The organism is Streptomyces sp. SID3343, from assembly GCF_009865215.1.
In the GTDB taxonomy this organism is placed as follows: domain Bacteria; phylum Actinomycetota; class Actinomycetes; order Streptomycetales; family Streptomycetaceae; genus Embleya.
In genome coordinates this window covers 1-14140 of the sequence record NZ_WWJX01001517.1, presented here as the reverse complement: position 1 = coordinate 14140, position 14140 = coordinate 1, and the positions used below count along the sequence as shown (strand labels likewise).

Sequence of the window (14140 nt, the reverse complement as noted above, 5' to 3'; positions counted from 1 at the left end):
GGTGGGGGTCGGGGCGGGTGCCGGGGTGTTCAAGGGGATTCTCCCGAGTGCTGATCGAGGGTGGGGGCGGAGGCGAGGGCGGGGGGAAGGCCGGGAGCGGGCACGCGTTCGCTTTCGGGCACGGGCACGGGCACGGGTTCGGTCGTCGGTCGGCTTTCGTCGCCGCGGCTTTCCAGGGGTACGACGTCCTTGGTCGTCAGGACGCCTCGGGTGAAGCACAGCCGGAACACACGGGTCGGGAAGATGTCGCCGTTCGTGTAGTACTCGCACGTCGCGCCGGCGGGGATCGGGGGTTCTCGCTCGGGCCGTCGGTCGTGCTGGTCGTCGGGCAGGGGCAGTTCGGCACGCTCCTGGCCGATCCGCATCCGGCGGTAGTCGTCCGGGGACACCGCCGCACCCTGCGTGGTGAACGCGTACGCCGACGCGGCCACGATCACCGCGCCGCAGGTCCAGGCGAGAGCCTTGGCAAAGCCGATGCGCAGCCGGCGGCCCTGTTCGAGGTGGCTCGGCGCGGGGACCGGGCACGCGGGGCCGGCGTGGTGCGGCAGGCGCGCGACGACGCGGAAGCCGCCGCGTTCCGGGGCGGCTTCGAGGGTGCCGCCCAGGACGCGGGCCCGTTCACGCATGCCGATCAGCCCTACGCCGCTGCCGGGGGGCGATGCGCCGGAGTCGTTCCCGTTCTCGGGCGCGGTGGGACGTACCGGCGCGTCGTTGCCGACCTCGACGGTGGTGAGGTCGCCCACGTGGGTGACAGCGACCCGGACCACGGCACCCGGCGCGTGCTTGGCCGCGTTCGTCAACGACTCGCGGACGACGCGATGCACCGCGAGATCGACCATCGGCGGAGGCGTCGGCTTCGGTACGGCCGGCTCCGCCGTGTAGACGATCACCATGCCGGAGGCCCGGCTGCGCTCCACGAGCGCCTCGACGCCCTCGTGGGCCGGGTCGACCGGCGCGGGCTCGCCGGCCTCGCGCAGCACGCCGACGATCTCGTGCAGTCGCTCGGTCGCGGTGCCTGCCCCCGCCCGTAGCTCGCCGGCCCGGGCGCGCTGGACCGGGCCGAGGGTCGCGTCGAGTTCGAGCGCGGCGGCGCGTAGCGCGAGCAGGCTCAGGTCGTGGCCCAGGGAGTCGTGCATGTCCTGTGCGATCCGGGCCCGTTCGCGCAGCCGGGCCTGCTCCGCGATCAGGTCCTGCTCGCGTTCCAGCCGCGCGGCCCGGGCCCACCCGCGTTCGTGCAGAGACACCCACTGCCTCCGGTAGCCGCCGACGAGCCAGGGCAACACGGCGAGCGCGATCAACTGGGCCGGTACGACCACGAGTTCACCGGGAAGCGGATCCGCGTACCAGGTGCCGACGATGGCCGGCACGACCAGCGCGCCGACCCAGCCGAGCGGCCCGGGGCCGTCGGCCTCGCGCCGGCCGACCAGAAACCCCGCGAGGGCGACGGCCGCGTAGAACCGGGGATCACCCTGCGCGAGCAGGACCGCGAGCGCGAGGGCGCCGAGCGGGTACAACCGGCCGAGCACGGCCGTGGCGGGAAGCCCGATCGCGAGCGTCAGGGCCGACCCCAAGGGCAGCGGCAGCGGCGAGTTGATCGTCAACATGCCGATCGCTGTCAGGGCCCACAAGGCCAGGTCACCGGCCCAGGCCGAGGGGGTCGCTCGCATTCCCGACACGCTAGCAACGACGCGTATCGCGACACCTCCGTCGAAAGTCGTGGGCGACCACTGCTGGTGGGGCGTCGAGACGCCTAACGTGGCGGTATGTCCGAGAACCGACGATCCCCGCAGCGCGAGACCGTGCAGGCGCTCGTGGGGGTGTCCGTGATCGCGATCGGCCTGGTGGTGACGGCCGTACTGCACTTCACCCACGACGCGAGCCGGTCGCATCGTGGGCCGAGCCCGGCGCCGATGCCGCCCCCGGCGACCGCGCCGATGGCGACGGGAGCAGCACCGAGCGCGCCGGGGCTGCCCACGGGTACGCCGTGCTGCGAGGCGAGCGGGCCGGCCGCGCTGGGGCTCGCCCCTTGGCCCGAGTGATCCGTCGGCGCTCGGAAGGGCTATGCGCGGAGACTCCTTTGAAAGATTCCCCTGCGAGAATCCTTTGCAGAGGATTCTTTGCAGAGACTACCTTGCAGAGACTTCTCTGCAATGTAGTCTCTGCACATGACGGATTCTTCCCGGCGCCTCGACGCCCGCAGCCTGCGCGGCATCGCGCACCCGCTGCGCATGCGCATCATCGAACTCCTTCGGTTCGACGGCCCCGCGACCTCGACCGGCCTCGCGGCGCGGCTGGGCGAGAGCACCGGCACGGTCAGCTGGCACCTGCGTCACCTCGCGGAGCACGGCTTCATCGAGGAGGAGGTCGGGCGTGGCACCAAACGCGAGCGTTGGTGGCGCAGGTCCGCCGAGAAGCTGGTGCTCAACACCGCCGAACTCCGCGACGACCCCGAGGCGCACGGCGCCGTTTCGGTGTGGATGGACGAGTTCGTCCGGCAGCAGTTCGCCCGCGTGGAGACCTCGTACCGCGACGCCGACGAGCTGGGTCCGGAGTGGATGCACGCGCGAACCCTCAACGACTGGTCCGGGCTGCGGTTGACGGCCGATCAGCTCGTCGCGCTCAACGCCGAGATCACCGAACTCGTGGAGCGCTACCTCGCCCTGCCCAGGGAGACGGGCGCGGAGTCGATCGTGCTCCAGTACCAGGCGTTCCCGCGCCGATCCCCCGCGCACCCGGCCGAGGCCGCGACGGGCGATCGGGCCGAGCGCACGGACGAGGACACCACCGACGAGGCCCCTCCCGGGACGTCGGACGGGACCTCGGACGGAAAGCCGGATGGGAAGCCGGACGGGACCTCGGATGGGAAGCCGGACGAGCCGTCGGACCGGACGCCGGGAGCTTCGGGATGAGCGGCCTGCTTCGGCGGCACCGTGACTTTCGGCTCCTGTGGCTCGGGGAGACCTCCGGGAAGTTCGGCGCCTCGGTCACCAGCGTCGCGATGCCGCTGATCGCGGTGTCGACGCTGCACGCGAACACGTTCGAGGTGGCCCTGCTCGGCGCCGCGGCCTGGTTGCCGTGGCTGCTGATAGGACTGCCCGCGGGTGTCTGGGTGGACCGAACGGCGCGGCGCCCGATCATGCTCGCGTCGGCCGCCGTGTCGTGCGCGCTGTTCGTGGCGGTACCGCTCGCGTCGTGGACGGGCGTGCTGAGCGTCGCTCTGCTGCTCGCGATCACGCTAGCGAGCGGCGTGGCGGCGGTGTTCTTCCAAACCGCCTACACCGCCTATCTGCCCACCATTTTGACCCCGGCCGACCAGAGCGAGGGCAACAGCAAGCTGCACGGCAGCGCGTCCGCCGCGCAGATCGCCGGCAGCGGCGCGGGCGGCCTGATATCGCAGGCCGCAGGGGCGGTCAACGGCATGTTCGTCAACGCCGGCACGTTCCTGGCCTCGCTTGTGTGCCTGCTCGGCATCCGCCACCGTGAACCGGCCCAGACGACCGACCGCGACCCCGATCGCTCGCTCGTGCGCGAGGTCGGCGAGGGGCTGCGCCTGGTCGCGGGCGACCGTTGGCTGCGCACGTTCGCGATGAACGGCGGCCTGTCCAACCTCGGTCTGATCGGCCTTCAGTCGATCCAAGTCGTTTTCCTGGTAAGGACGTTGGGGGTAAGCGCCGGTGTGGTCGGCGTGTTGCTCGCGGCGGCCGCGCTCGGCGGGGTGCTGGGTGCCTTCGTCGCCCCTGGGTTGGCGACGCGGCTGGGCACCTCGCGCGCGGTCCTGGTGCTCGAACTGGGCCTGCCACTGTCCATCCTGGTCGTCCCGATCGCCCAGGACGGGCCGGCCCTCGCGCTGTTCGTGGTGGGCAAGTTCGTCACGGCGGCCGGTGTGGTGGCGGCCAACGTGATCCGGTCCGGCTTCCAACAGCGCTACTGCCCACCGCAGTTGCTCGGCCGAGTCAGCGCGAGCATGCAGTTCGTCAACTACGGCACGATCCCGATCGGCGCGGTCCTGGCCGGCGCTCTCGGCTCCACGATCGGCGTCCGCCCGACGATGTGGGTCATGGCGGCCACGATCGCGTCGGCCGGCCTGATCCTGTACTTCTCCCCGGTCCGCCACGTCCGCGACCTGCCGACGGCCCTTGAGGGGAAGCCCCTCCCGGTGGCGCGGCCGACCGCGGCCTGAGGCCGTCGCCGGCCCTCACCGGCCCGCGACGAGTCGGGCCGTCAAAGCGTCGGAAACCACGGCGCCGCGGCGGCCGTTCGTCGCGACGCCGCAGTCCCGGTCGATCAGGACGCCGCTACGCCACCCGAATCGACCGGTGAACAGCAGCAGATCCGTGTGGCGGAGGCCGCCCATGGACCCACACCCGTAGGCGCCGGTGAGTCGCTCGGCGGCGTCGAGGTCCTCGAGATAGCCCTCGACGTCGCGCAGCCGGTGACTCGCGGCGAACGTGAACGGCGGTTCGTCGCTTCCGGCCGACCTGCCCACCACCGCGGTGTAGCGGCACAGCACGAGCTCGTGGGCGTGTGCGGGTGCCAACCGCGATGCGCTCCCGCGCGGGAAGTCCAGGGTCGGTTGCCTGCCGTCGAGCCGGCTCGGGCAGCCGTCCACGTCGGTGTCGTGGTCGAACGCGCCCACCGAGTAGGTGGCGAGCAGGCCGGCGAGGACGACGATCACCCACCACACGATCGGTCGGCGGTACCGGGCGCCGAGGCGGGTCGGGTGGTCGGTCCCGGGCGCTTCGTCGTCGTTCACGCGGCGTTCAACCGGCGGATCGTGGCCTCGTCGAGGACGGCGACGCGTCGGCCGTTGTCGGCGCGCCCACACTCGATCACGAGACCCTGGACGGAGCCGTTGGCCCGGGTGAAGAGCACTACCCGAAGCGACCGGACGTCGGAACTGCCCACGCACGCGCGGTCGTTGTCACCGGCCCTCGACAACCGGTTGAGGTCGCGGACCAGGCCCGGCACGTCGGGCAGCGATCGGGTCGCCGTCATGTCGAGCGTGCCCTTCGCCGGGCCTTCGTAGTCGCACAGGATCGCCGTCTCCGCGCGCAGCGGCACGAGAAGCACGCTGCGGCCCCGGGCGATGTCCCGAGTCGGGTGGTCGCCGCTCAGGCGCTGCGGACAGCCCTGGGGCCGATCGGACTCGATCGCCGAATCGACGCTCGACCGATCGGCGCCACCGCTCCCGACCGTCTGCACCGACTCGGCGGGCCCGACGTCCACGGCCCCGTCGGCGGCATCCGATCCGTCCAACAATCGGGTACCGACCACCGCCGCCCCGATGGCCAACGCCCAGATCAGCAAGGGCCATCCGTAGCGGCGAACAAGTGCACGCGCCGACTTCTCCTCGGCAGGTTCGGTGGTCACCACACCGGATGCTGCCACACCCCACCAACAAGCAGGCTGGATTCCCCGAATCCCTGCCCCGAGGAACGCAGTTGCCGGCCACGAAGACCGGCCCCGGACGAGTCCTGCGTCGTCACAGGTGCGGGCGGATCACCAGGACGGTGGGTGACAACAGGAACCACATTTCCACCCGAGTCCTTGTCGTCCGGGCCATGAGTCCGGTGGATCCGCCGGGCCGACGGCGTCCTGTTCTCCACACCGGAGTCCCACACCTTCTCGTCCGGCAGACCGGGGAACGATACGCGCCCGCGACTGTCGACTCCGTCTCCGCCACTGTTTCGAACTCCGCGCATGCAGGCGGCGTGCCGGGGGTCATGCGTGCCTGAGCGGACCGATGCGTGGGCGGCGTTCACCCGGCAAGCCGTCAGCGTCCCCCGGGCGGATGGTGGGCGACTCCCACCCGCCTCCCACCGTTGCTCGCCCTCACCGCACAGCCCTCGCGCCCTTCCCCGCGCAGCGCTCGAAATAACCACGACTTTTTTCTTGATCATTCCGAATTGCCGCCGATCGAACTCTTGCTTTCAATTTCGAGAGCTGGCAATAATCCTGATCACCAATCGATACGGCCCACCGGCCGGGAGAGGGGACGTCATGTTGCGTCTCGCCGATCGACTGTTTGCACGCGTAGCCCACAAGGCCACCGTGGAAGCAGGGTGCAGCAACGTCTACTTTTGCAAGAACCACGTGCGCTACCTGAGGGCATGCTGTTTGGACGAAGGCTGCCAGACGGTCAAGGTCGGCAAGTGCTGACACCCGGCTTCTGACCGGCAGTGGGCGGCGCCCCCGAGCGCCGCCCACTGCCGGACCGGTCAAGAATTCCCTCGCGCAATATTTGCGCGGCCCGTATATATGCCGTCGATGTCCGGCAATCGGCCCACAAGGCCGCCGGCTCCGCGGATCGCAACGACTACTTTCTCCGACATTCCGGCAGGGCATATCCTCACCGATATCGATCCGGTGAAATCGCCCAACCGTGCGGAACCGGAAAGTGTCGAACGATCCCGCCTACTTCGACGGCGGGCGGCGACCACCGTTGCCGCTCGCCGTTTCCGTGCGAACGGGGGTTTCGTCATGGACTATGTACAACTGGGTTGTGCCTGTCTGATCGGCCTGGTATTCGCCGTCTCGGCCGGCACCAAGCTGCGCGATCTTCGCGGCTTCGTCGACTCCGTACCGGAGCTCGTCCCGATGCGGTCCGCACTGGTTCGGCCGGTCGCCGCCGCGGTGCTCGGCCTTGAGGTCCTGGTACCCGTGACCGTCGCGGTGCCGGCGCTGCGCGTGTACGGATTCGCCGTCGCCCTCGCGCTGCTCGTCGCGTTCACGTGGGCGATCTCGACCGCGCTGCGACGTGGACGCCGCGCCCCGTGCCGCTGCTTCGGCGCGTCACAGGCGCCGCTGGGGCCGCGCCAACTGGTACGCAACGGCGTGCTGTCGGCCGTCGCCGCCCTCGGCCTGGTCACGTCTGTCGCCGCGACTTCCGGGGACGGCCTTCCGCCGATCGCCGGGAGCGCCGTCGCCGCCGTCGCCGGACTGGTCGGCGCTGTTCTGATCGTCTCTTTCGACGACCTCGTCGACCTTTTCGCAAGGAATGCGTGATGCCCTACCTCGTCGCCGCCGTCGTGCTCCTGGGTCTGCTGTCGATACTGAATCTGCTGCTCACGATCGGGGCCATTCGGCGCCTGCGCGACCAACCTCCGCGGCCCGCCCCGCAGTCGCACGGCTCGGGGCCGGCCCTCGACCTGACCCCCGGTGCTCGACCCGACGCGTTCACCGCCACCACGACCGCGGGCGAACAGGTCTCGGAAGCCGACGTGAGCGGCCTGGTCGGGTTCTTCTCGGCGGGCTGCGCTCCGTGCCACACGCTCGCGCCGCGCTTCGTCGAGCGGGCCCGGGAGCTGGGCCGTGACCGGGTGTTCGCGGTCGTGGCCGGCGACGACGCCGAGTTGCTCGCCGAGCTCACCCCCGTGGCGCGCGTGGTCGTGGAGGACTACGACGGTGAGGTCCAGGCGGCCTTTCGCAACACGTGGACACCGGCCGTCTACCTGCTCGGCAGGGACCTCCGGGTCGTGGCCGCAGGTAGCCGCATGGGAGATCTGCCCAGCGAAGCGCACGCGTGAGCCGGCGGATCCGCTCGCGCGAACTGCTCTCGGCCGCACGGGAGGCGGCCTCACTGACCTTCCGGGCGGCGCCCGTTCCGTCGGTCGCGTCCCTCGTGGTGACGCTGGCCGCCGCCGTCGTGCCCGTCGCGCTCGCGTGGCTGACCAAGGTGGTCATCGACCGGTTGGCCGCCGACGAAGGCGCGGTCGCCGGGCCGGCGATCGCGCTCGGCTGCACCGGTCTGGTCGCGGCCGCACTGCCCGGCCTCGCCCGCTTCCTGCACGCGCAGGTCGGTCGGGCCACGGGCGTCGTCGGTACCGATCGGCTGTTCGCGGCGGCCGAACGACAGGTGGGAATACGCCGGTTCGAAGATCCGGCGTATTTGGACCGGTTGCGGCTCGCACAGGAGGGCGTCGGCGGTGTCGGCGTCCTGGTCGACGGCGCCGGCGGCGCTCTCCAGGGCACGCTGACCCTGGTGGGCTTCGTGGGCTCACTGCTGATCCTCAGCCCCGCGATGACCGTGCTCGTGCTGCTCGCGGCCGTTCCCGTGCTGGTCGCCGAGTTGCTCCTGTCCGGACGCCGGGCCGCGATGCAATGGGACATCGAGCAGGTCCACCGCCGCGAGTTCTTCTACGGCCGGTTGCTGACGGGCGTTCAGGCCGCCACCGAGATTCGCCTGTTCGGGATCGGGCCGTTCCTGCGGGCGCGCATGCTGGTCGAGCGGCGCCGCTCCAACGAGGCCCAACGGCGCATGGATCTGCGCGAGTTGGCGACCCAGGGCGTGCTGACCGCGCTGAGCGCCGCAGTGGCCGGAATCGGCCTGTGGTGGGCGGCCACCGCGGCGCGCCGCGGCGAACTCGGGGTCGGCGACGTCGCGATGTTCGTCGCCGCGGTCACCGGCGTCCAGGCCGCGCTGGACACGTTGGTCGCCTCGATCGCCTCGACACACGGCGGGCTGTTGAGCCTGACGCACTACGTCGCGGTGATCCGGGCCGAGGCCGATCTACCGTCGGCGACGGCCGCGCCGGCGGCGACCGACCCGGCAGGGCCGCGCGTGGGCATCGAGTTGCGCGACGTGTGGTTTCGCTACAGCGACGACCATCCGTGGGTGTTGCGCGGCGTCGACCTGACCATCCCGCACGGCCGTTCGGTCGCGCTCGTGGGCCTCAACGGCGCCGGCAAGAGCACCCTGGTCAAGCTCGTCTGCCGGATGTACGACCCGACCAGGGGCCGCATCCTGTGGGACGGCGTCGACATCCGCGACCTCCCGCCCGACGACCTGCGGTCACGGATCAGCGCGGTGTTCCAGGACCACATGCACTACGACATGACCGCCGCCGAGAACATCGCCCTCGGCGACCCGCGCAGCCTCGACGAACCGGCCAGGATCGAGGCCGCCGCCACCCGTGCGGGCATCCACGACAAGCTGGCCGGCCTGCCGCGCGGCTACGACACCCTGTTGACCAGGATGTTCTTCGACGAGGCGGACAAGGAGAACCCGGACACCGGCGTCGTCCTGTCCGGTGGCCAGTGGCAACGTCTGGCCCTGGCGCGGGCGTTGGTGCGTGACGACCGCGAGCTGATGATCCTCGACGAGCCCAGCTCCGGCCTGGACCCGCAGGCCGAACACGAGGTGCACACTCGGCTGCGCGAGTACCGCCGGGGACGCACGAGCCTGCTCATCTCGCACCGCCTCGGCGCGGTCCGCGACGCCGATGTCATCGTCGTGCTCGACGGCGGTCGGATCGTCGAACACGGCCCGCACGAAACGCTGCTCGCCGAGAACGGACACTATGCCGGCCTGTTCCGACTCCAGGCCGCCGGCTACCAGGGGGCGACATGACGACCCGTCGGATCCGGGCACTGGCGATCGGCGGAGCCGTGGTGGCCGTCGGCGGCCTTGCGGCGGGTCGGCTCTTGCGGCGCTACCTGATCGCCACGGTCAGCGGCCCGAGCATGGAACCCACCCTGCGTTCGGGCGACCGCCTGCTCGTGTTGCGCGGCCCGCAGGCGCGAACCCGAGCCCGGGCCGGCCGAATCGTGGTGGTGCGTGTACCGGATCCACCGACCCTCGACCGTGTCCCACCCGAAGCGGCGGACCTGACGGATGCTCAATTGGCCGCATTGCCGTATCGACCCGACCTGGACCCCTCGCCGGGCGGCCGACTTCTGGTCAAACGCGTACTGGCCGCCGCGGGCGACCCGATACCGAGAGATCGAGTTCCCGCCCTTCGTGACGTCCCGGAAACGGTCGTACCGGCAGGCGCTTTGGTGGTCCTCGGTGACAATCCGACCACGAGCTGGGATTCCCGAGACTACGGATACGTACATCGCTCCCAGTTCGTCGGAGTGGCCGTTCGCCGATTGCGGTGACCTCGTTGTCGAATTCGGTTCACCGAAGTGCAGCAGGCGAGTACGTCGAACGATTCGAGCCGCGAGACGTCAATTCCCGTCGGTGCCTTCTCGGTTCGCCGGAAATCACCGCGCCGGAAATCGACTCGCCGAAAATCACCTCCGGATATCGGCCGCCCCGGCCCCGGGCCGACCGGACCCCGTGCGGCCATCCGGTCGGCGCCGGGCATCGGCCGCGTCACACGCCGGCCAACCGCTTCGTCGACGGGCGAAGGTATACCGCCCACGTAACCACCAGGCACAGGGCGTAGAAAGCGAGAAAGGCCAGATATGCGGCGTCGCCACGGCCCGAGGACAAAAAGGATTCGCGAAAGGCGATGTTGACCAGCACGCCGCCGAGCGCGCCGACCGCGCCCGCGATACCCATCAGCGCGCCGGACAGGCGCCGAGCCGCCGCGCCCGGGCCGAGCTTGGCGGCGAAGATGGCCGGGATCATCTTGTACGCGGAGCCGTTCCCGATACCGCTGAAGACGAAGAGCAGCACGAAGCCGGTCAGGAACATGGCCAACGACTCGGCGCGCGAGGCCGCGTACACCAGGGCCGCGGCCGCCGCCATCGCGACGAAGTTCCAGAACGTGACCCGCGCGCCGCCCCACCGGTCGGCCGCCAGGCCCCCGAGCGGACGGACCAGCGAACCGAGGAGCGGGCCCAGGAAGGTCAGATAGGCGGCCTTGACCGGAGTCGTGAACTCCGCGTGGAACTGCACCTGGAGCACCTGACCGAACGCGAACCCGAAGCCGATGAACGACCCGAACGTGCCGATGTACAGCAGCGACATCACCCACGTGTGCGGCTCCCGAGCCGCCTCCCGCATCGCACCCCGGTCGTTGCGCAGAGCCGGCAGGTTGTCCATGTAGCGCGCCGCCAGCAGCGCCGCGAGCACGATCAGCGGGATGTACACGGCCAGGAGCAGCCGCGGATGCCGCGCCCCGGCGGTCGCCAGCACGGCGAGCCCGACCAGTTGCACCGCCGGTACGCCCAGATTGCCGCCGCCCGCGTTGATGCCCAACGCCCAGCCCTTGAGCCGTTGCGGATAGAACGCGTTGATGTTCGCCATCGAGGACGCGAAGTTGCCCCCGCCCACGCCGGCGACCGCCGCGACGAGCAACAGCGTGTCGTAGGAGACCCCCGGTTCCAGCACGATCGCGATCAGCGTGGTCGGCACCAGGAGCAACAGCGCGCTCACCACGGTCCAGGTGCGGCCGCCGAAGCGCGCGACGGCGAACGTGTAGGGGATGCGGATCGCCGCGCCGACGAGCGTGGGTACGGCGGTGAGGGTGAACTTCTGCGCGGGGTCGAATCCGTAGGCCGGCCCCAGGAACAACACGATGACCGACCACAGGCTCCAGACCGAGAAGCCGATGTGCTCGGAGAGCACCGAGAAGACCAGGTTGCGGCGGGCGATGCGCGCACCGTCCCGCGCCCAGAACGCGTCGTCCTCGGGCCGCCAGTCGTCGAGTGGGCCGGGCACGGATGCGGGTGCGGGTGCCGCGTCGAGCGCGGTCGTGGACGTCGTCGTGGTCGTCGTCACGGGGACCTGCCTGTCCGGGAGGGCTGGGTAGCTGACGTTGCATCACTTTAGGAACAGCAGGTTTCGGGCCGGTGCGTCCTGCCGGTCGGCAGCGCTACGACTCGCTCAAGGTCGGCGTCGAGCCGCTGTGAGGAAGCGGGCCTTCGACGCGGACGGGGGGCTACGGCGGGCCATAACCCGTGGTTATCGCGACAGGTCTTGGACCTCGGCCCGAGCCCGCGGGCACGCTTGGCCCGGGCCCGTTCGGCGTTCGCCTGCGGGCGACGCTCACGAGGGGAAGCCCCGATGATCCTGGTTACCGGTTCCACCGGAAACGTCGGTTCGGAAGTGGTTCGCGCGCTCGTCGCGGCCGGCGAGCCCGTGCGGGCCCTGGTCCGCGACACCCTTCGTCCGATGCCGGCGCAGGTCGAGGCGGTGATCGGCGACCTCGACAGCCCCGAGAGCCTGGTGGCCGCCCTGGAGGGGGTGCACGGGGTGTTCCTGCTGCCCGGCTACCGCGACATGCCCGGCGTCCTCGCGCGGATTCGCCGAGCCGGCGTCGAGCGCGTGGTGCTGCTGTCGGGAGGTTCGGTCGAGGCGGGCGACCAGGGCAACGCCGTCACGCGGTACATGGTCGCGTCCGAGGAGGCGGTCAGGCAGTCCGGCGTGGCGTGGACGATCTTGCGGCCGACCGGGTTCATGGCCAACGCGCTGCGCTGGTTGCCGCAACTGCGGGCCGGGGACGTGGTGCGCGGCGCGTGGCCCGACGTCGCCATCGCGGCGATCGACCCGTACGACATCGCCTCGGTGGCCGCGCGGGCCCTGCTCGAATCGGGGCACGCGGGTCGCGTGTATCCGCTCAGCGGCCCCGAACCACTCGTGCCCGCCGATCAGGTCCGGATCCTGGCCGACGTCCTCGGCCGCGAGAAGCTGCGTTTCGAGGGACTGTCGAACGACGAGGCGAGGGCGGAACTGCTCGCCTCGGGCACCCCGAAGGAGTATGTGGACGCGTTCTACGGCTTCTACGCCGAAGGCACCCTCGACGAGTCGCGCGTGCTACCGACCGTACGCACGATCACCGGCCGCGAACCGCGCACGTTCCGGCGGTGGGCCGAGGAACACGCGGGCGACTTGCGCTGATCGGCGCGTGGGTGAGCGCTTGCCCCGTGGCCCGCCGACGCGCGGCCGGGTCGGCACGCGCTCACGTCGAGGTGGCCGCGTCCACCTCCGGGCAGCACGCGACCAGGTCTTGGACGACCGGCCGTCGGTCGTCGACGCGCCACACCAACGCGAGCCGGCTGGGCGTCAGGCCGGTCACCGGCAGGGCGACGACCCCGGGGCGGGAGTAGATCGCGGCGTTGCCCGCCGAGAGCAGCACGATGCCGCTGCCCTCCTCGATCGCCTCGAACGTCTCGTCGGCGTTGTGGACGACGGCCCCGATCCGAATCGGGTGTCCCGCGCGCTGGTCGTGCGCGAGCCAGAAGTCGCGCAGTGCCCCGGCCGTGGGCGGCAACGCCAGGAACGGCTCGTCGAGCAGGTCCGCGAAGGCCACGCTGTCGCGGGCGGCCAACGGGTGGGTGGCCGGCATCGCGACCCAGCGCTCCTCCTGCGCGACGCACCGCAGTCCGTACGACTCCTGGCCGGGAAACGGCAGCCACAGCAGCGCCGCGTCGACGTCGCCGCCGGCGAGTCCGGCGGTGGCGTCCTCCCAGTCGACCTGCCGAATCCGGATCCGGCAGTCGGGCCGCCGCTGGGCGAGTCGCTCGCGCAGCGCGGGCAGCAGCCCACGCCCGACACTCGTCGACACGCCCAGGGTCAGCACGGCGGCGCTCGCGGCCGCGTCCGCCATCGCGCGCTGCGCGGCGTCCCACGTCTTGAGCAGTTCGCGCGCGAGCGGCAGCAGGGCCTCCCCGGCGGGGGTCAGCCGTACGGTGCGGTCCCGCTCGAACAGGCGGGCACGGGACTGCTGTTCGAGCTGCCTGATCTGCTTGCTGAGCGCGGGCTGCGAGACGAACAGGCGCTCGGCCGCGCGGGTGAAGTTGAGTTCCTCCGCCGTGGCGACGAAGTAGCGGAGATCGCGGAGGTGGGCGTCCATGAGGGGATGGGTATCACGAACGATCACGGGCCGGTAGGACCGGGCAGGGCTGCCAGAGCGCGGGGCGCACTGGGGCGCGCCGGGCCGTGGGCACACGATCGTCGGGGAAAAGATGACGGCGGATGTCCACTTATCGCGGCAGGCTGACGTCTGTGGCCCAGCGGTCGGCAACCCCGACGGGGTGGGCCGGCCTGCGTGGCAGGCCGATCGAGCGGCCGACCGACAGCCTCCGATGAAGCCCGTGAATGGAGAACGCCATGACCGACACCGACACTCCTCGCCCCGAGGGCGACCGCGACCGGGACCAGGTCCCGGGCGCCGCGATCACCGCGCTCGTCGAGCGCGTCCAAGGCTCCGTGTTCGTGCCGCACGACACCGGTTACGACGCCGAGCGGTCCGGCTTCCAAACCGCGTTCCGGCAGCATCCGGACGTGATCGTGGGCGCGGCGACGGCCGAGGACGTCCGTCTGGCCGTCGAGTTCGCCGCCGCGCACGGCCTCCCCGTGGCCGTGCAGGCCACCGGGCACGCCCCGGCGGAGGCGACCGACGGCGGCGTGCTGATCACGACCCGGCGGATGGACGCGGTCCTGGTCGACCCGGCCGCGCGCACCGCGTGG

14 protein-coding genes are annotated in these 14140 nt (G+C 71.2%); 9 read left to right on the top strand and 5 right to left on the bottom strand.

Translation table 11 applies throughout. The features are described from left to right. Positions 1-29: 29 nt before the first annotated feature. Entirely contained in the window at positions 30-1667 is a 1638-nt protein-coding gene (locus tag GT354_RS48100) for a sensor histidine kinase (protein WP_161364237.1), read from the bottom strand. Positions 1668-1763: 96 nt separating this feature from the next. Here GT354_RS48100 and GT354_RS48095 point away from each other — a divergent pair, with 96 nt between their 5' ends. The 3 genes from GT354_RS48095 to GT354_RS48085 all read left to right on the top strand — a co-directional run bounded on the left by GT354_RS48095 (position 1764) and on the right by GT354_RS48085 (position 4180). Further along, positions 1764-2039, top strand: a complete 276-nt coding sequence (locus GT354_RS48095) for a hypothetical protein (protein WP_161364235.1) — start codon at positions 1764-1766, stop codon at positions 2037-2039. A gap of 126 nt (positions 2040-2165) precedes the next feature. Continuing rightward, positions 2166-2909: a winged helix-turn-helix domain-containing protein gene (locus GT354_RS48090; protein ID WP_161364233.1), complete on the top strand. Its 744-nt coding sequence runs from the start codon at positions 2166-2168 to the stop codon at positions 2907-2909. Beyond that, positions 2906-4180, top strand: coding sequence for an MFS transporter (locus GT354_RS48085; protein WP_161364231.1), 1275 nt, complete (start codon positions 2906-2908; stop codon positions 4178-4180). Before GT354_RS48090 ends, GT354_RS48085 begins: the two co-directional genes overlap by 4 nt. Before the next feature lie 15 nt (positions 4181-4195). Here the strand turns inward: GT354_RS48085 and GT354_RS48080 are convergent, their stop codons facing one another. Both GT354_RS48080 and GT354_RS48075 read right to left on the bottom strand, forming a co-directional pair. Further along, positions 4196-4753 (bottom strand): hypothetical protein, encoded by a 558-nt coding sequence (locus GT354_RS48080; protein ID WP_161364229.1) that lies wholly within the window; start codon positions 4751-4753, stop codon positions 4196-4198. Continuing rightward, positions 4750-5370 (bottom strand): hypothetical protein, encoded by a 621-nt coding sequence (locus GT354_RS48075; protein ID WP_161364227.1) that lies wholly within the window; start codon positions 5368-5370, stop codon positions 4750-4752. Before GT354_RS48075 ends, GT354_RS48080 begins: the two co-directional genes overlap by 4 nt. A 1110-nt stretch (positions 5371-6480) precedes the next feature. Here GT354_RS48075 and GT354_RS48070 point away from each other — a divergent pair. The 4 genes from GT354_RS48070 to GT354_RS48055 are packed head-to-tail and all read left to right on the top strand — an operon-like array spanning position 6481 to position 9879. Next, positions 6481-7005 (top strand): MauE/DoxX family redox-associated membrane protein, encoded by a 525-nt coding sequence (locus tag GT354_RS48070; RefSeq protein ID WP_161364225.1) that lies wholly within the window; start codon positions 6481-6483, stop codon positions 7003-7005. Then, on the top strand, positions 7005-7526 hold the full coding sequence (locus GT354_RS48065) for a TlpA disulfide reductase family protein (RefSeq protein ID WP_161364222.1): 522 nt from the start codon (positions 7005-7007) through the stop codon (positions 7524-7526). The genes GT354_RS48070 and GT354_RS48065 overlap by 1 nt, the downstream gene beginning before the upstream one ends. Then, positions 7523-9349 (top strand): ABC transporter ATP-binding protein, encoded by a 1827-nt coding sequence (locus tag GT354_RS48060; protein WP_161364221.1) that lies wholly within the window; start codon positions 7523-7525, stop codon positions 9347-9349. Before GT354_RS48065 ends, GT354_RS48060 begins: the two co-directional genes overlap by 4 nt. Next, entirely contained in the window at positions 9346-9879 is a 534-nt protein-coding gene (locus tag GT354_RS48055) for a S26 family signal peptidase (protein ID WP_161364219.1), read from the top strand. The genes GT354_RS48060 and GT354_RS48055 overlap by 4 nt, the downstream gene beginning before the upstream one ends. 217 nt (positions 9880-10096) lie before the next feature. On the opposite strand, the gene GT354_RS48050 is transcribed toward GT354_RS48055, so the two are convergent. Further along, complete coding sequence (locus GT354_RS48050; protein WP_346012510.1) at positions 10097-11389, bottom strand: nitrate/nitrite transporter; 1293 nt, start codon at positions 11387-11389, stop codon at positions 10097-10099. A gap of 345 nt (positions 11390-11734) precedes the next feature. Here GT354_RS48050 and GT354_RS48045 point away from each other — a divergent pair, with 345 nt between their 5' ends. After that, the gene (locus GT354_RS48045; protein ID WP_161364215.1) at positions 11735-12568 is read left to right on the top strand and encodes an NAD(P)H-binding protein; all 834 of its coding nucleotides are present in this window, start codon (positions 11735-11737) and stop codon (positions 12566-12568) included. Positions 12569-12629: 61 nt separating this feature from the next. Here GT354_RS48045 and GT354_RS48040 read toward each other — a convergent pair whose 3' ends face one another. Further along, a complete protein-coding gene (locus tag GT354_RS48040) occupies positions 12630-13523 on the bottom strand; it encodes a LysR family transcriptional regulator (RefSeq protein ID WP_161364212.1) in 894 nt (297 codons plus the stop codon). Positions 13524-13780: 257 nt separating this feature from the next. Between GT354_RS48040 and GT354_RS48035 the strand changes: the two genes are divergently transcribed. Then, on the top strand, positions 13781-14140 hold a 360-nt coding region (locus tag GT354_RS48035), incomplete at its 3' end, for an FAD-binding protein (RefSeq protein ID WP_161364210.1).

Excerpts from the sequence above, each read along its gene's own strand:
- GT354_RS48040 (WP_161364212.1), bottom strand. The coding sequence starts at position 13,523 with ATGGACGCCCACCTCCGCGATCTCCGCTACTTCGTCGCCACGGCGGAG.
- GT354_RS48090 (WP_161364233.1), top strand. The coding sequence starts at position 2,166 with ATGACGGATTCTTCCCGGCGCCTCGACGCCCGCAGCCTGCGCGGCATC.
- GT354_RS48070 (WP_161364225.1), top strand. The coding sequence starts at position 6,481 with ATGGACTATGTACAACTGGGTTGTGCCTGTCTGATCGGCCTGGTATTC.
- GT354_RS48100 (WP_161364237.1), bottom strand. The coding sequence starts at position 1,667 with ATGCGAGCGACCCCCTCGGCCTGGGCCGGTGACCTGGCCTTGTGGGCC.
- GT354_RS48085 (WP_161364231.1), top strand. The coding sequence starts at position 2,906 with ATGAGCGGCCTGCTTCGGCGGCACCGTGACTTTCGGCTCCTGTGGCTC.
- GT354_RS48045 (WP_161364215.1), top strand. The coding sequence starts at position 11,735 with ATGATCCTGGTTACCGGTTCCACCGGAAACGTCGGTTCGGAAGTGGTT.
- GT354_RS48055 (WP_161364219.1), top strand. The coding sequence starts at position 9,346 with ATGACGACCCGTCGGATCCGGGCACTGGCGATCGGCGGAGCCGTGGTG.
- GT354_RS48065 (WP_161364222.1), top strand. The coding sequence starts at position 7,005 with ATGCCCTACCTCGTCGCCGCCGTCGTGCTCCTGGGTCTGCTGTCGATA.
- GT354_RS48095 (WP_161364235.1), top strand. The coding sequence starts at position 1,764 with ATGTCCGAGAACCGACGATCCCCGCAGCGCGAGACCGTGCAGGCGCTC.